Genomic DNA, 21,939 nt, shown 5'->3' on the forward strand with positions numbered 1-21,939 from the left:
AAAGACAATCATGCAGATAAACCGGACAGTTATCCGAGTGCCCATTCCAACATGCAATTCTTTAAAAAAGCTAAGCTGCCAAATGCGGCAGCTTAATTTCTGACCTTCTCTTTCAAGGGCAGGTCCAAGCGGACCATATCTTCAAAAGATTCCCTTCTCACCACCAGCCTTGCCTCGCCGTTTTCCACGAACACAACCGGAGGCCTTGGGATTCTATTATAATTATTTGCCATGGAGTATCCATAGGCTCCTGTGCAAAAAACAGCCAGGAGGTCATTGCTTGAGGATTTTGGCAATGGCAAATCCCATATCAGCATATCCCCCGACTCACAGCACTTGCCTGCGATAGAAACGGTTTCTTCCGGCTGTTCAAGAGCTTTGTTGGCTAGTATTGCCTCATACTTGGCCTGGTACAGGGCGGGACGGATATTATCGCTCATTCCCCCGTCAACGGCAACGTACTGCCTGACATTAGGCACCTCTTTACGCGAACCAATCTTGTATAGGGTGGTTCCTGCATCCCCAACAAGGGAACGGCCTGGCTCGATCCAGATTTCAGGCATCTTGAGACCATACGCTTCTGCCTGATTCTTGACTTCAGCTATGATTTCTTCGACGTACTGTGATGCCGGAATAGGGTCGTCCTCACTTGTATAGCGGATCCCGAATCCTCCTCCGAGATTCAGCACCCGTGCTTCAAATTTCTCTGCTTTCCAGTCATTCAATTTGGCCATTATTTTTTTGGCAGCCAGCAGGAAGCCGGTCGTTTCGAATATCTGGGAGCCAATATGGCAATGTATTCCAAGCAGGTCAATATGGCTGGACTTTAAAGCAGTTGAGACCGCACTGTCTGCCTGTCCATTTTCCAGCCCAAACCCAAACTTGGAGTCTTCCTGCCCCGTCAAAATATAATCATGAGTATGCGCTTCGATGCCTGGCGTTACCCTTAGCAGGATGCTGACTTTCTTTCCCTGTGCTGCACACAATTCTTCCAGCAATTCCAGCTCATAGAAATTATCGACTACAAAACAGCCAATTTCTTTTTCAATAGCCAGATTGATTTCTTCAATGCTTTTATTATTCCCATGAAAGTGGATTTTCGCAGGGGGAAATCCGGCTGCAAGCGCTGTATGGAGTTCTCCTCCGGAAACAACATCCAGGGACAGCCCTTCCTCTTCTGCAAGCTGTACCATGGCTACGGCTGAAAATGCCTTGCTCGCATAGGCAACTTGTGCCTTCACGCCAAGTGTATCGAATGTTGTCCTGAAACTCCGTGCCCTCTCCCTGATCAATGCAACATCATAGACATACAGAGGTGTTCCAAACTCCTCTGCAAGTTTAACTGTATCAATGCCGCCAATTTCGAGATGGCCGAGTCTGTTTACTTTGGCTGTTCCATGAAATTGCATGCTATCTCTCATTCCTTTTCGGCCAAAATGAACAAATAGACAGCATCCTGAAGAAAAGACTGTCCATTCATTCGTCTTTAGCTCATTAAATTAAAAATTAAAATTACTTTATCATAATTTTAATAAACACGCAATTCCAGGCTTTTTTACCTTTTAGCCGGCTGTTTCTGGCGGTTTCTTGCGTGGACAATGCTTGGCCGGATTTTGGATCCAGGAACGGCCCTCCTGATGAGGATTTGCATAAAAGCTGCCGGCGCAAACGGGATAAAAGGCCATAAATAAGGGGTATTCAGGCACTTGATGCTCGCAAGGAGCAATATCCAGGCTGTTACTCCGACAATAAAGCCCGGCACCCCAAAAATGGCTGCAGCTGCCAGCAAAAGAATTCTTCCTATCTTGTTGGCAACACTTAACTCGTAACTTGGGGTAGCGTAGGTGCCGATTGTGGCCACGGCCACATACAGAATGACCTCAGGAACAAACAAGCCAACATTTATGGCAATTTCCCCTATCAGCACCGCAGCAATCAAGCCCATTGCAGTTGAAAGCGGAGTAGGTGTATGAATCGCGGCCAGCCTGAGGAATTCCACCCCAATATCAGCAATAAAAAGCTGCAGCAATATCGGGATATTGGAGTCCTCTTTCGGTCCTATGAAGGAAATGAAATCCGGTACCATTCCGGGTTCCTTAACGAAAATATACCAAAGCGGGAGAATCATAAGGGAAGCAGCAACTCCCAGGAAGCGAATCCATCTTACCATTGTCCCAACAGCCGGGGACTGCCTGTATTCTTCGGCATGCTGCAAGTGATGGAAGTAGGTGGTTGGCGTGATAATGACACTTGGGGATGTATCCACATAAATAAGAACATGCCCCTCAAGCAGGTGGGTTGCTGCGACATCGGCCCTTTCCGTGTAACGGACCAGCGGATAAGGGTTATACCCTTGCTTGACGATGAACTCTTCAATTGTTTTATCAGCCATTGAAATCCCATCAATTTCAATGGCTTTCAATTCTTTTTTTATAACCTCGATCAAGGCAGGATTTGCCACATCTTTTATATAACCAATGGCAACATCCGTTTTCGAGCGTTCTCCTACCTTCATGATTTCGAATCTTAGCCTCTCGTCCCTTATCCGCCGCCGGGTCAGTGCGGTATTGACAATAATATTCTCCACAAACCCATCCCGGGACCCGCGGACAACCTTTTCCGTATCCGGTTCCTGGGGCTGTCTCCCGGGATAGCTGCGTACATCCACAACCAATCCGATAGCTTCGCCTTCAACCATAACGACAATCAGCCCTGAGAGCACCTGATCGACAACTTCGTCCAACGTTTTTATCTGTTCGACCGACTGGTGGGTGATGCGGTTTTCAATGATGGATTGCAGCTGGGACGAAAGTCGTTCCCGGTCATTGATTTCAACTAATTCTCTCATGATATCGATAATGAACTGCGTGTCGCACAGCCCATTCACATAATATAAGTGTACGTCCTTTTTAAGGATTTTCAGCTTCCTTACCCCAAGGTCGAAGCTGTCGCCAAGGCCGATACGGGCTTTCATATACTCTTCGGCATCAGCAAGCGATTTGGGAATGTGCTGCCTATTCTTGTTATTGTCCATAAAATCCACTCCTTTCCAAGGATGATTCACCATGCTGCGCGGCTTCCACTGCTAACCGACAAAATACATCCACTGGAATAAAGATCCCGCCACTTTCCCAAGGACAAACGCCATGATAAGGATGACAATCCGGTCTTCAATCCGGACTCGTTTGGCGAGGATCGGAAATACATTCAGTACCTCTGTCAGTGCAGCTGCAAGCATGCCTACAAAAACTCCGCTTGCCAGACCAATGGGTATCGCCGCTGCTCCCGGCAGGTATAAAACGGGGTCCTGCAGGCTTCCAAATGTGCCGGCGACTGCCCCTAAGACAACCGACCATTCATACCACTGGATGAGATGCATGGTTTTGGAGAGCTGGGTCAGTCTTGGGATAATTCCAAGGACCACAAGAAAGGCCACAAACCCGGCTCCGACTGCCAAACCTCCAGCAAAACCCACCATCAGGACAAGCAGGATATTAATCGTCATCAAGATGCTTCATACTCTCCTTGTTTTCGTTCATAACCACATACTGGTCGAGCGACTGTTGATATTGAAACATTTCGACCTCCAGCGGGCTCGGCTCTTCGTTCAGCCTTTTCCGGAATACATGATTGAAAAAGAGGATCATTCCCAGGCCAAGCCCAAATGAATATGGAATTTGAAAAAGCAGTGGCTTGCTTGCCTCCTCGCCTGTCAGGATGGTATAGATCCGCTGGTGGACCTCCTGCATGCTGACATCTTCATGAAAGTTCATGATTGTAAGTGCTGCACCTGTGAACAGCAGCATCCAGATTAAAAGGAACAATGGAAGCGTGATGGCTTTTTTCTTGAGCATGACTTCAATGATTGTCTGTGCTGGCCCTACTGCCTGCACCTCATGATTGGGAAAAGCAGAAGTTATGACCGAAATAACCTTCATCACATCAATAATGACGATATTTTTGTCCTGCGGCGTCACTTTATGGACATGAAGCATGTTCAGCCTCTGATGGATTTCGTCGTTAGAAATAATCTGGGCGATATCCTTTAACAACAGGCTCTCTTCAGGCTTCACCTGAACCCGGTGACGCAAGCGGATATAAATGGTATTTTCCATCCCATCACTTCCAACACAAAGTTTTCCTTGTATAAGTAGTATTGGTTGGTTGAGTATTTGTATGAAATCCAATAACTTCCACAACGTTTCCTAATCATGGCAGGGATGTTCTTTGTAAATGAAAACCCGTATGGATCAAGAATCCATACGGGTTTTCATTTGCTGCAGTATTTTCTTTTCAAGCCGTGAAACCTGCACCTGGGAGATGCCCAGCCTGACGGCTACTTCCGACTGGGTCTGGTCCTTATAATACCGGAGATAGACAATCAGCCTTTCCCGGTCATCGAGCTCCCTGATCGCCTCCTTAAGGGCGATTTTATCAAACCATTTGCCCTCTTCCCCATTATCAATCTGGTCGAGAAGGGTGATTGGGTCGCCATCGTTTTCATAGACGGTTTCATGGATGGAAGATGGCGTCCTGCTTGCTTCCTGTGCCAGGATGATTTCTTCTGGAGTCAGCTGAAGATATTCCGCCAATTCATTTACGGTCGGAACCCTCCCATAATTCTTGGATAGCTCATCCTTTGCTTTTCTGATTTTGTTTGCCATTTCCTTTAGGGAACGGCTCACTTTCACCGTGCCGTCATCCCTGATGAAACGCTGGATTTCACCAATGATCATTGGGACGGCATACGTCGAAAATTTGACATCATAAGAAAGGTCAAATTTATCCACAGATTTTAGAAGACCGATACTGCCTATCTGAAACAGGTCATCTGGCTCATAGCCGCGATTCAGGAAACGCTGGACGACCGACCAGACAAGCCGCATATTCTTCTGAACAATCAGGTCCCTTGCTTCCTGGTCTCCTTCATGGCTCCTCTTAATCAGTTCCTTGACTTCGTGGTCCTTCAAATAGGCTTGACTGCTATCGTTTTTCACTTCAACATCCATAAGCAGGACTCCTTAATTACACAGTGCTTTGCTTTTTGATAAATGCTTCTTTAGGCGGATTTCAGTTCCAAAGCCCGCTTCAGATCTCACTTCTACTTCATCCATGAAATTTTCCATGATGGTAAAGCCCATCCCTGACCGTTCCAGCTCAGGCTTGGATGTATATAAAGGCTGCCGGGCTTCTTCAATATCCCTTATCCCGATTCCTTCATCCCTTATTACAAGCTCTACAACTCCATCCTCCAGCCTGACCGAAATGAAGACTTTTCCTTCGGAAGCATTTTCGTAGCCGTGAATAATGGAATTCGTCACTGCTTCAGAAACAACTGTTTTAATCTCTGTCAGTTCATCCATGGTAGGGTCGAGCTGGGCAATAAAAGCAGCCACCGTCACCCTGGCAAATGACTCATTCTGGCTCAGGGCACTGAATTCAAGATTCATTTCGTTTTTCATCATCATGCAACCCCCAATCTTTCCAAAGCATATTCCTCTGTCGGCTCAAGGCGGATAATTTTAAATAAGCCTGACATATCAAATAGCCGTCTGATTGGCGGTGAAATGGCACAAACAATCATTTCTCCATGAAGCTGTTTTACATGCTTGTATCTTCCCAAAATCACACCTAGTCCCGAGCTGTCCATAAAAGTCAGGTTTTCAAGGTTAAGGACAATATGGCGGACGCCTGAATTTTCCAGCATCTCTGTTGCCTGTTCGCGCAATGAATCCGCCGCATGGTGATCCAGCTCTCCGCTTAGACGAATGCATAAGACGTCATTCCTGATTTCCATCCCAATGTTAAGACTCACTTGTCCATTGCCTCCTTATCTGGTATAAGGAGTCAAATTCGCCCTCCGCCATGCTGATTCCTTCCTTGGGACAAAACTAGTGGACTTTCGCTAAAAGTAGAAGCCACCTATGCTCTTTCGACAAAGTGTTTTTAATTTCCAGCCCTTGAAAACATTCCGAACGCACGTTTATACAGCTGCCACCAATTCGCCTTTTCAACGGTTTCATTTGCGACCAGCTTCGATTCGGCAAGCAGTTTGCCATCCTGCATCAGCTTTAATGTTCCGATTGGGTCCCCTTTTTGAATGGGGGCTTTCAAATTTTTCTTCAGCGTAATTTCCTGCTGAATATTATCGACATTTTCCCCCTTTTTTGTCAGGACGGAGATTCTTTCGGATGTCACAACATTTACTTTCTTCCCGCTCCCTTTGCTTACTGGTGCCTGACCGAGGGTGTGGCCTTTTTTAAACATTGGATGGGACTGGTACTGACTGAATGCATAATCAAGCATCTTCGAAACCTGTGCATTTCTGGACTTGGATGTCGGCGCACCGAATACTACTGCCACAACACGCATTCCATCCTTTTGCGCCGTTGCCGTCAAACAATATTTCGCTTCATTGGTAAAGCCGGTCTTAAGCCCGTCAACTCCAGGATAGAATCTGACCAGGCGGTTTGTGTTGACGAGCCAGAATTTTTTATCTGTATCCTCGCGAAGATAATCTTCATACTGTCCGGTGAATTTTGTAATGCTTTCATATTTCAGCAGCTCCTTGGCCATAATCGCCATATCATGAGCCGTACTGTAGTGGTCTTTTGTCGGCAGGCCGGTCACATTCTTAAATTGGGTGTTTTCTATTCCCAGCTCTTTTACTTTTGCATTCATCCGTTTTACGAACTCTTCCTCCGACCCTGCCAGGCGCTCCGCCATGGCCACGGACGCATCGTTAGCCGAACCAATTGCAATCCCTTTGAGCATTTCTTGTACCGTCATTTCTTCGCCTGGCTCAAGGAAAATTTGTGATCCTCCCATTGAGGCCGCATATTCGCTTGTACGGATTTTTTCATCCATTTTCAGCGTGCCCTTGTCCAAAGCCTCCATTATCAAGACCATTGTCATGATTTTTGTCATGCTGGCAGGCGGCAGCTGTTCATTGCTGTTCTTTTCATAAAGGATTTTGCCTGTATCCCGCTCAATCAAAATGGCTGAACTGGCATCATCAGCAAGCTGTACACTATCCTCATTGGCTGAGGCAATGTTCGCAAACATTGAAACAAAAAATATCGAAACAATGATCAGACTGAATAAACGTTTATGTTTCATGGCCATAAACCTCCTATCTTTATAAGGTCTATTTTTTCCACTAAACCCAGTTTTATACAGTTGATTGGATAAAAAAAGACCGGCTTTTTTAGCCGGTCATCTGTTTATTGAGTTATTTCCTCATGGATCAATACAGGAGCCTTTATTTTTTCTTTTGAAATCTTGATGTTGCTGTACAGAAGTTCCTTGACTTCACTCACATCCTCAAAGTTGCTGTGGATGCTCAGCAGGGATTCTCCCTTGGTGACTTTGTCGCCAATCTTTTTCTGCAGGACAAGTCCGACAGCAAGGTCGATTTCCGATTCTTTTGTTGCCCTTCCTGCACCAAGCAGCATGGCTGCTGTTCCGATTTCGTCAGCGACAATCTCGGATACATATCCATCTTCCCGAGCTTCCAGTTCAATAATATGCGCCGCTTTTGGCAATTTTTGCGGATCGTCAATCACAGACGCATCTCCGCCCTGGGAGCTGAGGAACACCCTGAATGTCTCAAGCGCAGAGCCATCCTTGATTGCTTTCTCAAGCAATTCCCTTGCTTCATTTTGGCTGCCTGCCTTGCCAGCCAGGAATACCATATGGCTTCCAAGTGTCAGGCACAGCTCTGTCAGGTCTTCAGGACCTTCGCCTCTTAGGGTGTCAATCGCCTCCTGCACTTCAAGGGCATTTCCGATGGCAAATCCAAGCGGCTGGCTCATATCCGAAATGACAGCCATCGTCTTTCGGCCAACATTGTTTCCAATCCTGACCATGGCCTTTGCCAGCTCGCGGGAGTCATCGAGCGTTTTCATAAACGCGCCGGCGCCGGTTTTAACATCGAGAACAATTGCATCCGCACCAGCGGCAATCTTCTTGCTCATGATCGAGCTGGCAATCAGCGGAATGCTGTCAACCGTTGCCGTTACATCCCGGAGCGCATACAGTTTTTTATCGGCAGGTGTCAAATTGCCGCTTTGTCCTATAACGGCCACCTTATTTTTGTTTACGAGGCTGATAAACTCTTCATTCCCAATTTCTACGTGGAATCCCTTCACAGCTTCAAGCTTGTCTACCGTTCCGCCTGTATGGCCAAGGCCTCTTCCGGACATCTTGGCAACAGGAACACCTACGGCCGCAACCAGCGGGCCGAGGACAAGGGTCGTTGTATCGCCAACTCCACCTGTTGAATGTTTGTCAACTTTGATTCCCTCAATCTTGGAAAGGTCGATTTGGTCACCGGATTCCACCATTGCCATCGTTAAATCCGCACGTTCCCTTTCGGTCATTCCCTTAAAGAAGATGGCCATTGTCCATGCGCTTACTTGATAATCCGGGATGGATCCATCTGTGTACCCTTTGATAATGAAGTTAATTTCTTCTGTGGACAGCTCGAGGCCATCACGTTTTTTTTCAATCAAATCAACCATTCTCATTTTTTATCACCGCTCACTTGGTTTTTTTTTAGAAGAATTTAGGCATTTCCTATTTCTTGGACAAGCTCTTTTACATACCGAAGGAAAGTTGACTTAACCTTTTCAGTCGTTTCAATAACTTCATCATGGGAAAGTGGCTGATCCAGGATTCCGGCTGCCATATTCGAAATGCACGAAATGCCCAGCACCTTCATTCCTGAATGCCTTGCTACAATGACCTCTGGGACAGTTGACATTCCGACTGCGTCCCCTCCCAGTGTACGAAGCATTTTGATTTCTGCGGGAGTTTCGTATACCGGGCCAGGATTCCCGACATAGACGCCTTCCCTGACTTCAATGCCGATGGACTTGGCAATATCCCTGGCCTGGCTTCTCAGTTCCCTGGAATACGCTTCGCTTAAATCCGGGAAACGCGGCCCCAGTTCGGAATCATTCGGTCCAATCAGCGGATTGGTTCCCATATTATTGATATGGTCGGAAATAAGCATCAGGTCGCCCGGCGCAAAATTCTCATTCACTCCGCCAGCTGCATTGGTAACGATTAATGTTTCAATTCCAAGCTCTTTCATTACCCGGACAGGAAAAGTTACCTTTTCCATGCTGTAACCCTCATAAAAGTGGAAACGTCCCTGCATGGCAGCAACGGTCACACCGCTTAACTTTCCGAAAACAAGCTGCCCGGCGTGGCCTTCGACAGTCGAAACTGGAAAGTCCGGAATCTCGCTGTACGGAATTTTAACAGGTTCCTCAATTTCATCTGCAAGCACACCCAAGCCGGAACCTAAAATCAAACCAATTTGAGGCTGCCCGCCAAACTTCTCTTTTAAAAATGATGCTGCGTTTTTGATTTTGTTTTTATCCATTATTCCACCTCTACTTCAATTCGTTTAAAAAGCTTTTCCCATGTTCTGGCATGCCGACTTTAAAATTATCGGCAACAGTCGCACCAACATCAGCAAATGTCTCCCTGACTGGCAGTTCCCTTCCTTCGGCCATGCCTTTGGAATAAACCAGCAAAGGAACATATTCGCGGGTATGATCGGTTCCAGGATGGACCGGATCGTTTCCATGATCTGCTGTAATGATCAGGAGATCGTTATCGGCCAGCTTATCCAGCACCTCTGCCAAGCGGCTGTCATATTCCTCCAAAGCCTTCCCATACCCAATCGGGTCACGGCGATGTCCGAACAATGCATCAAAATCCACTAAATTTACAAAGCTCAAACCGGTAAAGTCCATGTCCAGGGTCTGGAGCAGCTTATCCATTCCATCCATATTGGAAACGGTCCGCAGCGATTGAGTGACTCCTTCCCCGTCATAAATATCGGAAATCTTCCCAATCGCCAGAACATCGTAGCCTGAATCCTTCAATTCATTCATGACAGTCCGGCCAAAAGGCTTCAGTGCGTAATCATGGCGGTTGGCCGTGCGCTTGAAACCGCCTGGTTCGCCAAGGAATGGACGGGCAATGACCCTGCCTACCATGTACTTTTCATCAAGTGTGAGTTCGCGGGCAATCTTGCATATACGGTAAAGCTCGTCGATTGGAATAATCTCTTCATGTGCAGCAATCTGAAGAACGGAATCAGCGGAAGTGTAAACAATCAAATCACCTGTTTCCATATGCTGCGCGCCCAGCTCATCCAGTATCTCCGTACCGCTCGCCGGCTTGTTGCCAATAACCTTCCTGCCCGTCCTGGATTCCAGTTCGGAAATTAATTCAGGAGGAAATCCATCGGGAAAAACCTGAAAGGGAGTTTGAATGTTAAGGCCCATAATTTCCCAGTGACCAGTCATTGTATCCTTCCCATTGGATGCTTCCTTCATCTTTGTATAAAATGCCAGCGGTTTTTCCGCTTTTTCCACACCTTTAATTTCGCGGATGTTGCTCAGGCCCAGTCTGCCCATATTCGGCATCTTCAGGCCGCCCATTTCTTCTGCTATATGTCCGAGTGTATCTGAGCCTGTATCGCCAAACTTGGCTGCATCCGGCGCTTCCCCGATTCCAACCGAGTCCATTACAACCAGGAACACCCGCTTATATGTATACGACATGACATCTCCTCCTGTACTGAATGCGTTTCCACTAAAAACTCTCCAGTATTTTACCCTTTTTCGCTATTTCTAATCTTGTAACCACTATCATTCGTCAGAAGTCTGACATCTATATTTTACTTTTCTATCCCTAAAATAACAAGAGAAAAACTGCCGGTAATCGGCAGCTTTTATGACAATTTTTTGTCCTGTTCTATTATTCTATCAGGCACGGGGATGAAATTGGCTATAGACGTCTTTTAGTCTTGTTTTGGTCACATGAGTATAGATTTGCGTTGTGGAAATGTCGGCATGGCCGAGCATTTCCTGGACGGCCCTCAAGTCCGCCCCGTTCTCAAGCAGATGTGTGGCAAAGGAATGCCGGAGTGTGTGCGGGGTCAATTCCTTCGTGATACCCGCCTCCTGGGTAAGCCGCTTTAATATTTTCCAAAATCCCTGCCTTGTGAGCCGTTTCCCATGGAGGTTCAGGAACAGGGCTTCATCTTTATGCTGTTTGGCTGCGAATTTTGGCCTGCCTTTTTCCAGGTACTCCTCAAGTGTAGCTGCTGCCGTTTTGCCAACAGGGATGATTCGCTCTTTGTTTCCTTTTCCAATGCAGCGGACAAACCCCATTGTCAAGTGGACATCGCCCATATTGAGTCCGATCAGCTCACTGACCCGGATGCCGGTTGCATAGAGCAATTCAAGCATCGCCTTGTCCCGGTATCCATAATGATCGACGAGCTTTGGGGCTTCCAGAAGCACTTCCACCTCGGGAAGGCTTAATACTTTTGGAAGAGACCTTTCAAGCTGGGGGCTTTCAATATGGACAGTCGGGTCATGGCTTACTGTTTTTTCCCGCAGCAGGAATTGGTGGAACGCACGAATCGAGGCGACATGCCTTGCAATCGTTTTTGAAGACTTTCCCTGTTCCTTTAGATGTCCAAGGAAGTGGACAATCTGAAGGCGCTGGACTGGCTCTAGATCCGTTAAGCCTTCCACATTCTTCAAATATTTCAGGTAGCTTTTTAAATCGCGTTCGTAAGACAAAATCGTATTTCGGGACAGACCCTTTTCAACAATCAAAAAGTGGACAAAGTCCTTCAGGCAATCTTCCATTATCATTCTATTACTCCCCATTCAGGTAAAACAGGATAAGCCGGTCCAGGATGCCGGAGTCGGCAGAGTCAGCATTGCCAGAAACCTTGACCGCTGCGCCTTCCGGTTCATCGTACCGATGGTAATTCTGATACTCTTGATTCACCCACATAATACCATAGTAAAAGAGGATTGTGCATCCGGTAAACAATATAAATACTTTAAAAGCGTGCAGAACCAATGATACTGCTTTCATATAAATTCCTCCGAATATCTTATTAGTACAAGATATGCCAACCTGGACCATTTATATACATGAACTCCGATTTCACAGCCAGAACCCCCCTATTTGGCTGCACCATTCCGCACTCTCTGTTCCACTTCCAGCTGCGAACCTGCTTTGCCCATTAAAAAACTCCTTCCCGCTTGCGGGAAAGAGTCCGTTAAACTTCAGCTTTTTGAGTTGGGTCTTCCTGTCTGCCTTTGCCCTTATCCTGGCAGCGATAGCAAATGCCATGAAAGGTCAGGCGGTGGTCCTTAATTTTAAAATTCCAGTTTTTCTCGACAACTTCTTCAACATCTTCAAGCAGGTCTTCCTGTATTTCATCAACGGCTCCACATTCGATGCAAACAAGATGATGGTGAAAATGGGCAGCACCTTCCTGGCGGAGATCATAGCGCGATACACCATCTCCAAAGTTGATTTTATCGACGATCTTAAGTTCAGTTAAAAGTTCAAGTGTCCGGTATACAGTTGCAAGACCTATTTCTGGTGATTTCTCTTTTACAAGAAGATAAACATCTTCGGCACTCAAATGGTCTTCTTCATTTTCAAGTAAAACTCGAACAGTTGCTTCACGCTGAGGCGTTAGTTTATAGCTGGACGAATGCAGCTGCTTTTTAATTCTCTCGATTCGGCTTTCCATTTAGTTTGTTTCACTCCCCCGCCACTGTCACTCTTTATTATAGCAGGAACAGGCAAGAGATTCAAAATAAAATAATTACAAAAAAGAAAAGATAATCATTATCAAATAACAACCATTTCATTTAGCCCATTGAGTGGATGACTGCCTTTAGAAAGGCGGGGGAAATGAATGCCTCCACCCCGGCAGCTGCGGCAACTACCGCAACGGCGGCCAAAAAGGAGAAGCAATACCGGAAAAACATCGGCATTACCGGCTGGTTCAGCCGTTTGATAAATTGATTGCGGATCATTGTTAAAGAAAAGGTCAGGCTCATGGCCGCCATGATAATATAAACCGGAATGATTACAAGGTTTTGCGGCAGGATTGATACAAATGACAGCAGAAATCCATTCCATTGCATCTGATTGACCAGAAACCCCACAGTAAAGCCCACGGTCATCCCTTTGATAAATAATAGGACAAGAATGACCGGCAAGCCGATAATGGATATTCCAAGAAGCCAGATCAGACCGATCAGCTTGCTGTTATGAAGGAAACTCTGGACGAACAAGTCCTTTGCACCTGCGGCTTCCCCTGAGGCAGCCTGTCCAAAAAATTGTGATAGATAGTAGAACAAATCTTCCTTTTGGGTAAAGCTGAGGCTGTTCACAATTACTGCCCCGAAGATGACCCCCATCAAAAATAGCACAACAACAAACAAATAAATAGAGGAATATTCGCGTAAATGGTCGGCTGCAATGTTCTGGTACTTTCGTTTCTTCATGGCTTTTCCTCCCGACAGTTGGATATTAGATTCTATGCAGGAGGATTGTTTCTATGACTAGCAATTTCCCGTGAGTTTTTACTAGAAAGAAACCTTAAGCCCAAGCCTTATTTCATGATTTTCCCGTACCTGCCGCCTCCGCCCGCATGAACTCCCAATTCGCCGCTGCGTGCCTTAATGATTTTATTAGCGATGTCCGCCGGGACAGCTTCCTTCAATGCCGGCGCTGGCACCGAATGCAATATATCCATCTCGGTTCCGAAGTGGTCAAGCAGACGTTCGAGCAATTTTGGGCCCAGCCCAGGGATAAACTCGAGAGGCACTTGATGGACATAAGGCGGCCGGGAAATGCCGATTCCCGCCGATTTTAGTTCCGCAATCCGGTCAGACACCCCTTTAATAGCTTTTGCATGGCCGCATTCCGGGCATGTTCCCGGTTCACTTGCCATGGGTGTAAGGCAATGGGAGCAGACGGTGCGGTGGTACTTTCCAAGCAGCGGGTCGAGGCCGTAATTGGCAGCCACACTCCTGCCATCCTCCCCCCTTAGGGCCTTGGCCAGTTCCCTGAAAGTGGGCTCCTCCATCTCGATTTTCTGATACTCCCTTGCGATTTTCCCAAGGGAATGGGCGTCTGAATTGGTCAAAAACGTATAAGCATGAAGCTCTCCCAGCTGGTCCGCCATGGCAGTGTCTGCACTTAAACCTAATTCGATTCCATCAACCATCCCTGGGTCAAAAACCTCGGTAAGAGAGCGGCTGACCCCTTTTCCATAAAGGCTTTTAAAAGGGGTAAACACATGGGCCGGGATAAACAGGCCTCCAAGCTCTTTTGTTTTCCGCTGCAGCTCTCTCCMGCTCGTATACACACGCTGGGAGCTTAAGTGGATATTCTTCAAATGCAATGCCAGCCAGCGGGAAAACGTGCGCATTGTCTCCAAATTTGGAAATAAGCAAAGAACATGGATTGGCCCCGCAGTTTCTTCACTGTTAATCTCCAGCTCGGAACCAGGAATGATGCTTAAGCCCCCATACATCAGTCCGCCATCAGGGTGTTCAGCGAGTTCCCCGGATTCAAGCAGCGCCTCCATTTCATCCAGTACTTCAGGGGAATGGCAGTCAATGATCCCTATCATATCGAGGCCTTTTTTATCGCGGGCATGAGCAATGATATTCGATAAGGTCAGCGTTTTGGCACCGGTAATTTTTACGGCTCTTCCCGTATTTGTCCTTCCGATGTGAATATGCAGATCGGCATAGTATGGGTTCATTTATTCTCAAGTGCCTTCTTCATCTGCAAATACTGTACGGCGTAAGCAGTCTTTGCATCATAAATTTTCTGTTCCCTCACCAGGTCCAGCGCTTCTTCAACCGTTACTTCCACTACGTTGACGAACTCATCTTCATCGGTCTCAGCTGCATCTTCTTTTTTCTCCAGTCCTGTGGCTACATACAAATGGACCAGTTCATCTGCAAAACCTGGAGAGGTATAGAAGGAAATAAGCCACTCGATTTTGCCGCACACATATCCTGTTTCCTCTTCCAGTTCCCGGACGGCACATACCTCAGGCTGCTCTCCTTTTTCAAGCTTGCCCGCCGGGATTTCCACAATGGTTCTCTCCAGCGCTTTCCGGTACTGTTCCACCATCACGATTTTACCTTCACCATTCACGGCGATCACGGCAACAGCCCCAGGATGCTTGATGATTTCCCGCTTTGATGTTTTTCCGTTAGGGAGTTCCACTTCCTCTACTTGAAGGCTGATGACCTTGCCGCTAAAGATATTTTCCGTACGTAAAGTTTTTTCTTCGAGCGAGTTCATTTTACCACTCCTGTTCTAATCCGAAATTCAATGCTCATACATTTTATCATACTTGTCTGAAGGGAGTATGGTGATGAAAGTCTATGTGTACCGCAATGGATTCATGATGTCCGGAAAGGCATGGGAGATTAGGCAAAAGCTCCGGGAATACAGCAAGGAATATGTGCTTGTCAAGGATTGGACGGAGGCAGTCTCCAAAAGCTTGCCCCGTCCTGATTAGTTGTAGTCCCCGGCTCCTATTCGATAGAATGGAGAAAAAGGAGTGGACACAATGAAAAAACGCCGTTTGGGAAACTCTGATTTGCATGTAAGCGTGCTGGGCCTCGGCTGCATGTCCCTTGGGACAGACGAAAAGAAGGCCGGCGATATTATCGGGGCTGCACTTGAAGCAGGCGTCAATTATTTTGACACAGCCGATTTATATGATTTCGGCGAAAATGAACAGATTGTCGGCAAAGCTTTAAAAGCGGTCCGTAGCGAGGTGATCATTGCCACAAAAGCAGGGAACCGCTGGAACGAGAATAGAGATGGCTGGAGCTGGGATCCTTCGAAGGAACATATCAAGGAAGCAGTGAAAGGAAGCCTTAAACGGCTGCAGACAGACTATATCGACCTTTATCAGCTGCATGGCGGGACAATCGAAGATAATATCGATGAAACAATTGAAGCTTTTGAAGAGCTTAAGGCTGAGGGCCTGATCCGTTATTACGGGATTTCTTCCATCAGGCCGAATGTGATTCGGGAATATATCACGAAATCCTCGATGGTTTCCGTAATGATGCAATACAGCATGCTTGACCGGCGTCCCGAGGAGGAAGCACTGCCGCTGCTCCACGACCATGGCATCAGCGTGGTTACAAGGGGAACGGTCGCAAAGGGTCTGCTGAGCGACCGGTTTCCGGAAAAAACGGCTTCGGGGAAAGGCTTCCTTGACTACAGCCAGGAAGAATTGGCCGCGCTGCTGCCCCAACTGAAAGATAGGCTTGCAGCATCAAGGCCGCTTGAAGAAGTGGCTTTGCAATACAACCTGGCACATCCGGCTGTCGCCTCGGTCGTCATTGGAGCAAGCTCTGTCGGCCAGGTTCAGGCCAATGCCCAGGCTGCGGGCAGCAGCCCGCTTTCTTCAGAGGAAGTAAGGCTCATCCAGGAGCTCACCAGGGCGAATCAGTATAGCGAGCACAGGTAGGAACAACTTTGCCAAAACCAAAAGTGCCTGCCCAGTGGGGGCAGGCACCATTTAGTGCGTTGACACTTTACCGTAGTGAGGGTCAGGCACCGGTTAGTGCGTTAATACTTTACTGGAGTGAGGGTCAGGCACCGGTTTCCTGATTTAATGCTAGTACTAAGTTTAAGCGCCGGTACCTGGGTAATTTAATGCTAGTACTGGTATTAAATTTGCTGCTATTAACCTAGTACTCGCATTATCCCTGCGGTTACCAGCATTATCTCCCTACTTACCAGCAATATATTCCCACTTACCAGCATTATATCAACCTTTACCAGTATTAAATGTACATTTAATACTAGTACTCTCATTATCTAATAACTTCCTAATGTAAAACTATTAAAAAAGTCCCAAGTCGCCAAGAGTTATTAGCAAAATAGCCTATTTTTGATTATAAAACCTCGCCCAGCTCCTCCAATTGTTCTTTTAACCCTGCACTTTTCGCAAATTCCACAATTAGAAAGCAGTACTCTTAAATCATTTGAATTTTTTCCAGTCCATTTCGCTTTGGGCCAATAGCTCTTCAAAGGACATATTCTTTTCACGGAGGCGCTGCTCTTCCCGTTTTTTGCGTAATGCCTCCTCTTTTTGCTGCTGTTTCTCCTTTTCCTCCTTTTCTTTCAATTCCTGCTGTTTGGCTTTCAGCTGGGACATAAGGTCCTTATTCAGCATGTCGCCAAGCGTGACCGGTTTATCCTCTTTTTTAGCCTGCTGTTTCACTTGTTTTTTCTTTTTCATGAAGTTTCCCTCTTTTTCTGTTTAATAAGCACAATAATATGGCTGCAACGGAAAAATTATAACAATCTTCGATGAAAATAGAAACGCCCTTGCACAGGGCGTTTCCGTTACCGCTTTCAAACTTATCTAAGCCCGCTCCACAACGGTCGCGACACCCTGGCCTCCGCCGATGCATAGCGTTGCCAGCCCAGTCTTTGCTTTTCTTCGCTGCATTTCATGAATGAGGGTCACAAGAACCCTGGCTCCGCTCGCACCGATTGGATGCCCAAGCGCGATGGCGCCGCCATTTACATTCAGAATCTCTTTATTGAAATTCAGTTCCCGGTCTACAGCAAGGGATTGGGCAGCGAAAGCCTCGTTTGCCTCAATCAGCTCGATTTCTTCCATCGTCATGCCAGCTTTATTGAGCGCCTTTTTAACTGCTTCCACTGGCCCGATGCCCATGATGCTTGGGTCTACCCCTGCACTTGCATTCCCTTTGATCGTGACAAGCGGCTTCAGGCCAAGTTCCTCGGCTTTTTTCCGGCTCATCACGACCAGCACCGCTGCACCGTCATTGATGCCTGACGCATTTCCTGCCGTGACGCTTCCATCCTTTTTAAAGGCTGCACGCAGGCCCGCCAGTTTTTCTGCGGTCGTTCCTTTTTTAGGATACTCATCCACATCAAACACGATTGGGTCTCCTTTTCGCTGCGGGATCTTCACCGGAATGATCTCTTCTTTAAATTTCCCTTCCGCGATTGCCTTTGCGGCTTTTTCCTGGCTCCATGCCGAGAATTGGTCCTGCTCCTCCCGCCCGATTTCATACTTTGCGCAAAGATTTTCTGCAGTCATTCCCATATGGTAGTCGTTGAAGGCACACCACAGCCCATCGGAAATCATGCTGTCGACAAGCTTTTGGTCGCCCATCTTGAATCCATCGCGCGCATTTTTCAGCAAATAAGGCGCCTGGCTCATATTTTCCATGCCGCCTGCCACGACAACTTCTGCATCTCCCGCAACAATTGCCTGTACAGCCAAATGAACGGCCTTTAATCCGGAACCGCACACTTTATTGATTGTCATGGATGACACTGTCTCCGGCAAACCTGCTTTAAGGGCCGCCTGCCTCGCCGGGTTTTGTCCCAATCCTGCCTGCAGGACATTCCCAAGGATGACTTCGTCCACCTGGTCCGGTCCAAGGCCAGCTTTTTCAAGCGCCCCTTTAATGACCACGGCACCAAGTTCTGGCGCCGAAATATTCTTCAAACTTCCATTGAAACTGCCGATTGCTGTTCTGACAGCACTGACAATCACTGCATCATTTTGCATTGCTTGTTCATCCTCCCTCTTCTGTTCTCACTCTTATAATTCGAGTGAAATCAACATATTCCTTTTTATTGCATGAAGTTTCCTGAAAAAATCCATGCATGAACGCTCATTCCAAAGCCATCTTATAAATGAAGGCATTCAGAGGAGGGAGCCAGCATAATGAGCAGAAAACGAGACAAAGGCTACAGCCAGAAAGGCAAGCCGCATGCCGACAATGTGAAACAGAAAATTGCCGCCGAGGACCTTGAGCAAGCCATCCAGCCAACCAATCGGCAAAGCCGGAGCGAAGGATGAACTCTTCTTCCAAGCTGAAACCGCTCTATTTGAGCGGTTTTTTGGTGTCTGCATCTTCATGTGATGGTAAAATTAACTATAGCTTCACCATTTGAGAAACTGCCGGAGGGGTTGTATTTTGCGGAGAACGCTGCGTTTTTTATTCTCATTCCTGCTGCTCGCTGCCACAGCAGGAATCTATCTCACTAACCGGATTATGTTTATTAAAAACAAAGCCGAAAATGAGGTTATTAAGCGGGATGAGGAGGCGGGCTTCCTTAAACTCGCGGACTTTAAGGCGCTGCCGCAAAAAGAGGTCATAATCCCATCTCCTTTCGGCTACTCCTTAAAAGCGATTGTTGTGGAACCCTATAACCTCAATCGTTATGTTGTATTCTGCCATGGCGTAACGGAGAACAAAATGTCCTCTGTCAAGTACATGAATCTTTTTATTGAAAGAGGGTTCAATGCCGTCATTTACGACCAGCGCCGTCATGGGGAGTCGGGCGGGAAGACAACAAGCTACGGGTATTATGAGAAATTCGATTTGAAGGCTGTCATCGACTGGCTCAGGAAGCAAAAGGGGGATGACCTTTTTTTAGGCGTTCACGGTGAATCCATGGGTGCGGCCACCATGCTGCAATATGCGGGGCTGATTGAAGATGGAGCTGACTTTTATGTTGCCGACTGCCCCTACTCCGATTTTGGAAAACAGCTGGCCCATGTTGTCAGGGAGGACACCAAATTGCCGCCCCAGGTCATGGTTCCTGTGGCACAGCTCTTTTTAAAAGTTCGTGACCGTTACCCCCTGAAGGACGTCTCACCCCTTACAGCGGTTGAGAACATCCAAAAGCCTGTTCTGTTTATTCACAGCCGGAAAGACGATTATATCCTGCCTGGAATGACACAGGAGCTTTATGACCGGAAATTGGGGCCGAAGCAGCTGTTTCTTGCCGAGAACGGCGCCCATGCAAGGTCCCTGGCAGAAAACCGGGAGGAATACACAAAAGCTCTCGATGAATTCCTCGGCCATTACGGAATCCCGGAATCAGGAGCAGCGGACCAATCCTAATTGCTCGGGCAGTTTTTTAATTAGTCAGACTATTTATACTTGCATTTTTTTGAATTCCCTTTTAGCATTGAAGTATGCAATTTGTTGGGGAAGGGTGTGTTTTTGGTGGCGAAAGTGCAAATCAAGGTCAATGATAACGGATCACTGAGGATTACGGGAGATGTCGAACTGCTTGATGGCGAGGGAAATGTTTTTGAAACAAAACCGGTTTTCTCGCTTTGCCGCTGTGGGCTGAGCAACAATAAGCCTTTTTGCGATGGAACGCACAAAGGAAAGTTTGAATCCGCGGTCCGCGCCCAGGCCAAGGACTCCGAACAGGCTTAAGCAATGGCCATGACGCCATTGCTTTTTTCTTTTACCGAGGATCTTCCTGGCCTTCTGCCATCCTGACATCGGCAATGACTGAGAGTCCGATGCGGTGAACTTCCCCAAAGGCGTCAACGACATGCATCCTGCCCGTGATTTGGTCCCAATAGTGAATCGTACCAACGACCAGTTCATACTTCCGCTGCCGATAGTAGGTTATCGCCACGGGCCGATTAAACTCCATTGCTTCAAGAATCGTTTCATTCATTTGTTCAAGCTGCTGCTCATCGAGTTCCTTCTCTTGTTCATCTTCGTCTTCCGATGCCCAATCCTTCAGCATTTTGACATGCTCAGGCAGCATCATTGACGTCCATTTTATTCTTCCGCGGTCACGAATCATTTTGCGCCCTCTCCCTTCTCTCTGTTTTAGCCTTTATGGCCGCCGACCAGCTTCGCCCTGTGCCTTGCTGTTCCTGCCGGCGTATAGGAAACAGCCCGGAGCAGGGAGGCCGAACCGAAACGGGAGCGGATTCGATCCATCGTATAGCCGATTTCATGCTTTCTCCAGCCATCCTTATCAAAAAGATCAAGCTGAAACTGGCTGTCCTGAATCAGGTTTCCCAGTGAAATGGAGATGCTGCGCACCGTCTTTCCGGCATAGTTTTCCGAAAACAATTCGAGACAGACTCGGTAAAGCTCCATTGTCACGTTCGTCGGCCGGTCAATTGTCCTGGAGCGATGAAACCCGCCGCCGAATTCATCCTGGCTGTAGCCAAGGCCAAAGCTGATGGTCCGGCCCGCCTTTTTGTGGGTCCTCGCCCTGCGTGCCACTTCCTCGCATATTTCCAGGATGACATGCTTAATTTCGTTTTCTTCCTTATAATCGCGAAGTAGGATTTGGCTTTTTCCAAAACTGATCTGCCCTTCAAGGATCGGGGCGCCAATTTCCGAAAAATCAATTCCCCAGGCATGATGGTACAGCTGGTTGCCCATGATTCCAAACTTCTTCTCAAGCTTTTCCAAATCATAGCGGGCGAGCTGGCCCACCGTAAAGATCCCCATGCTGTTCAGCGTTTTTTCGACGCGCCGGCCAATTCCCCACATTTCCCTTAGCGGTGATACCTTCCAGAGCTTTTTCTCTACATCCTCATAAGTCCACTCTGCAATCCCGTGCTTTTTCGCCTCAAGATCGAGACAGAGTTTGGACATCAGCATATTTGGCCCGATACCTATTGCGCACGGAAGCTGAAATTCCCGTTCAATATCACTCCGGATTTTTTCAGCAACGGTCCAGGCACCGCCGAAAAGCTTCGAAGTGCCATCCACCTTAATAAAACTCTCGTCGACACTATAGGTATGGATAGCTTCCTTGGGGGCATAACGGTTAAATACCCGGGAGATTTCAGTGGAGATCCTTAAATAAGTGGACATTTGCGGGTCGACAATCGTAATGCGGGGATCTTTGGGAATTTCAAACATCCTTGATCCGGTTTTAATGCCAAACTCCTTTTTCATACGGGGAGACGCTGCCAGCACAACGCTGCCAGAACGATCCGAGTTGCCGACCACGGCAAGATAGCAATCCAGGGGGGCAAGCCCCATCATCACCGCAGAGCAGCTGGCGTAGAAACTCTTCATGTCTACACATAGAATCTGGTTTTGCGGCATGTCGCTGTAATCGATCATTTTCGTATCCTCCTTCCGAATTTAATTTCCATAACTTTACACTGGAAAAATAACAGAACATTTGTTCCATAATTCATTATACCCATTATATTAAGCGAATATGCGTTCGGTTTCAATGGAAATTTTACGAGGAAGTTCATAAAAACAGGTTATTATGGCA

26 protein-coding genes are annotated in these 21,939 nt (G+C 47.2%); 5 read left to right on the forward strand and 21 right to left on the reverse strand.

Annotated elements, in window-relative coordinates:
- Positions 1-92: 92 nt before the first annotated feature.
- The 17 genes from lysA to ADU22_RS21595 all read right to left on the reverse strand — a co-directional run bounded on the left by lysA (position 93) and on the right by ADU22_RS21595 (position 15,168).
- Entirely contained in the window at positions 93-1,409 is a 1,317-nt protein-coding gene (lysA, locus tag ADU22_RS21515; RefSeq protein ID WP_053364004.1) for a diaminopimelate decarboxylase, read from the reverse strand.
- Positions 1,410-1,555: 146 nt separating this feature from the next.
- Positions 1,556-3,034, reverse strand: coding sequence for a spore germination protein (locus ADU22_RS21520; protein WP_053364700.1), 1,479 nt, complete (start codon positions 3,032-3,034; stop codon positions 1,556-1,558).
- A 51-nt stretch (positions 3,035-3,085) separates the two neighbouring features.
- Complete coding sequence (locus ADU22_RS21525) at positions 3,086-3,505, reverse strand: stage V sporulation protein AB (protein ID WP_053364005.1); 420 nt, start codon at positions 3,503-3,505, stop codon at positions 3,086-3,088.
- Positions 3,495-4,115, reverse strand: a complete 621-nt coding sequence (locus tag ADU22_RS21530; protein ID WP_053364006.1) for a stage V sporulation protein AA — start codon at positions 4,113-4,115, stop codon at positions 3,495-3,497. The genes ADU22_RS21525 and ADU22_RS21530 overlap by 11 nt, the downstream gene beginning before the upstream one ends.
- 135 nt (positions 4,116-4,250) lie before the next feature.
- Positions 4,251-5,009: an RNA polymerase sporulation sigma factor SigF gene (gene sigF, locus ADU22_RS21535; RefSeq protein WP_046525765.1), complete on the reverse strand. Its 759-nt coding sequence runs from the start codon at positions 5,007-5,009 to the stop codon at positions 4,251-4,253.
- A gap of 12 nt (positions 5,010-5,021) precedes the next feature.
- Positions 5,022-5,462, reverse strand: a complete 441-nt coding sequence (gene spoIIAB / locus ADU22_RS21540; RefSeq protein WP_053364701.1) for an anti-sigma F factor — start codon at positions 5,460-5,462, stop codon at positions 5,022-5,024.
- 2 nt (positions 5,463-5,464) lie between these two features.
- Entirely contained in the window at positions 5,465-5,815 is a 351-nt protein-coding gene (spoIIAA, locus tag ADU22_RS21545; protein WP_053364007.1) for an anti-sigma F factor antagonist, read from the reverse strand.
- Positions 5,816-5,946: 131 nt separating this feature from the next.
- Positions 5,947-7,119 (reverse strand): D-alanyl-D-alanine carboxypeptidase family protein, encoded by a 1,173-nt coding sequence (locus tag ADU22_RS21550; RefSeq protein WP_053364008.1) that lies wholly within the window; start codon positions 7,117-7,119, stop codon positions 5,947-5,949.
- Positions 7,120-7,223: 104 nt separating this feature from the next.
- Entirely contained in the window at positions 7,224-8,528 is a 1,305-nt protein-coding gene (locus tag ADU22_RS21555; RefSeq protein WP_053364009.1) for a pyrimidine-nucleoside phosphorylase, read from the reverse strand.
- A gap of 38 nt (positions 8,529-8,566) precedes the next feature.
- Entirely contained in the window at positions 8,567-9,391 is an 825-nt protein-coding gene (locus ADU22_RS21560) for a purine-nucleoside phosphorylase (protein ID WP_053364010.1), read from the reverse strand.
- A gap of 10 nt (positions 9,392-9,401) precedes the next feature.
- Positions 9,402-10,583: a phosphopentomutase gene (deoB, locus tag ADU22_RS21565; RefSeq protein WP_053364011.1), complete on the reverse strand. Its 1,182-nt coding sequence runs from the start codon at positions 10,581-10,583 to the stop codon at positions 9,402-9,404.
- A gap of 204 nt (positions 10,584-10,787) precedes the next feature.
- The gene (gene xerD, locus ADU22_RS21570) at positions 10,788-11,681 is read right to left on the reverse strand and encodes a site-specific tyrosine recombinase XerD (protein ID WP_053364702.1); all 894 of its coding nucleotides are present in this window, start codon (positions 11,679-11,681) and stop codon (positions 10,788-10,790) included.
- 10 nt (positions 11,682-11,691) lie between these two features.
- Positions 11,692-11,916: a YqzK family protein gene (locus ADU22_RS21575; protein ID WP_046526435.1), complete on the reverse strand. Its 225-nt coding sequence runs from the start codon at positions 11,914-11,916 to the stop codon at positions 11,692-11,694.
- A 187-nt stretch (positions 11,917-12,103) separates the two neighbouring features.
- On the reverse strand, positions 12,104-12,586 hold the full coding sequence (gene fur / locus ADU22_RS21580) for a ferric iron uptake transcriptional regulator (RefSeq protein WP_053364012.1): 483 nt from the start codon (positions 12,584-12,586) through the stop codon (positions 12,104-12,106).
- A 121-nt stretch (positions 12,587-12,707) separates the two neighbouring features.
- Positions 12,708-13,349: a stage II sporulation protein M gene (spoIIM, locus tag ADU22_RS21585; protein WP_053364013.1), complete on the reverse strand. Its 642-nt coding sequence runs from the start codon at positions 13,347-13,349 to the stop codon at positions 12,708-12,710.
- A 107-nt stretch (positions 13,350-13,456) separates the two neighbouring features.
- A complete protein-coding gene (locus ADU22_RS21590; protein ID WP_053364014.1) occupies positions 13,457-14,617 on the reverse strand; it encodes an endonuclease Q family protein in 1,161 nt (386 codons plus the stop codon).
- Positions 14,614-15,168, reverse strand: coding sequence for an NUDIX hydrolase (locus ADU22_RS21595; RefSeq protein WP_053364015.1), 555 nt, complete (start codon positions 15,166-15,168; stop codon positions 14,614-14,616). Before ADU22_RS21595 ends, ADU22_RS21590 begins: the two co-directional genes overlap by 4 nt.
- A gap of 73 nt (positions 15,169-15,241) precedes the next feature.
- Here ADU22_RS21595 and mciZ point away from each other — a divergent pair, with 73 nt between their 5' ends.
- A complete protein-coding gene (gene mciZ, locus ADU22_RS24440; protein ID WP_082252959.1) occupies positions 15,242-15,388 on the forward strand; it encodes a Z-ring formation inhibitor MciZ in 147 nt (48 codons plus the stop codon).
- Positions 15,389-15,439: 51 nt separating this feature from the next.
- Entirely contained in the window at positions 15,440-16,354 is a 915-nt protein-coding gene (locus ADU22_RS21600; RefSeq protein WP_053364016.1) for an aldo/keto reductase, read from the forward strand.
- Between the two features lie 516 nt (positions 16,355-16,870).
- Here ADU22_RS21600 and ADU22_RS21605 read toward each other — a convergent pair.
- Both ADU22_RS21605 and ADU22_RS21610 read right to left on the reverse strand, forming a co-directional pair.
- Complete coding sequence (locus ADU22_RS21605) at positions 16,871-17,131, reverse strand: YqkE family protein (protein ID WP_053364017.1); 261 nt, start codon at positions 17,129-17,131, stop codon at positions 16,871-16,873.
- Positions 17,132-17,257: 126 nt separating this feature from the next.
- Entirely contained in the window at positions 17,258-18,442 is a 1,185-nt protein-coding gene (locus ADU22_RS21610; protein ID WP_053364018.1) for an acetyl-CoA C-acetyltransferase, read from the reverse strand.
- A gap of 159 nt (positions 18,443-18,601) precedes the next feature.
- Here ADU22_RS21610 and ADU22_RS25470 point away from each other — a divergent pair, with 159 nt between their 5' ends.
- The 3 genes from ADU22_RS25470 (at position 18,602) to ADU22_RS21620 (ending at position 20,111) form a co-directional block, all read left to right on the forward strand.
- Positions 18,602-18,736 carry a hypothetical protein gene (locus tag ADU22_RS25470; protein ID WP_286132357.1) on the forward strand — a complete coding sequence of 45 codons (135 nt, stop codon included), beginning with the start codon at positions 18,602-18,604 and terminating at the stop codon, positions 18,734-18,736.
- Positions 18,737-18,854: 118 nt separating this feature from the next.
- Complete coding sequence (locus ADU22_RS21615) at positions 18,855-19,787, forward strand: alpha/beta hydrolase (protein ID WP_053364019.1); 933 nt, start codon at positions 18,855-18,857, stop codon at positions 19,785-19,787.
- Between the two features lie 105 nt (positions 19,788-19,892).
- Complete coding sequence (locus ADU22_RS21620; protein WP_053364703.1) at positions 19,893-20,111, forward strand: CDGSH iron-sulfur domain-containing protein; 219 nt, start codon at positions 19,893-19,895, stop codon at positions 20,109-20,111.
- Positions 20,112-20,142: 31 nt separating this feature from the next.
- Here ADU22_RS21620 and ADU22_RS21625 read toward each other — a convergent pair whose 3' ends face one another.
- On the reverse strand, positions 20,143-20,493 hold the full coding sequence (locus tag ADU22_RS21625; RefSeq protein ID WP_053364020.1) for a YolD-like family protein: 351 nt from the start codon (positions 20,491-20,493) through the stop codon (positions 20,143-20,145).
- Positions 20,494-20,519: 26 nt separating this feature from the next.
- Positions 20,520-21,779, reverse strand: coding sequence for a Y-family DNA polymerase (locus ADU22_RS21630; protein WP_053364021.1), 1,260 nt, complete (start codon positions 21,777-21,779; stop codon positions 20,520-20,522).
- Between the last annotated feature and the right edge of the window lie 160 nt (positions 21,780-21,939).

It is taken from the genome of Bacillus sp. FJAT-27251, from assembly GCF_001273925.1.
Classification (GTDB): domain Bacteria; phylum Bacillota; class Bacilli; order Bacillales; family Cytobacillaceae; genus Mesobacillus_B.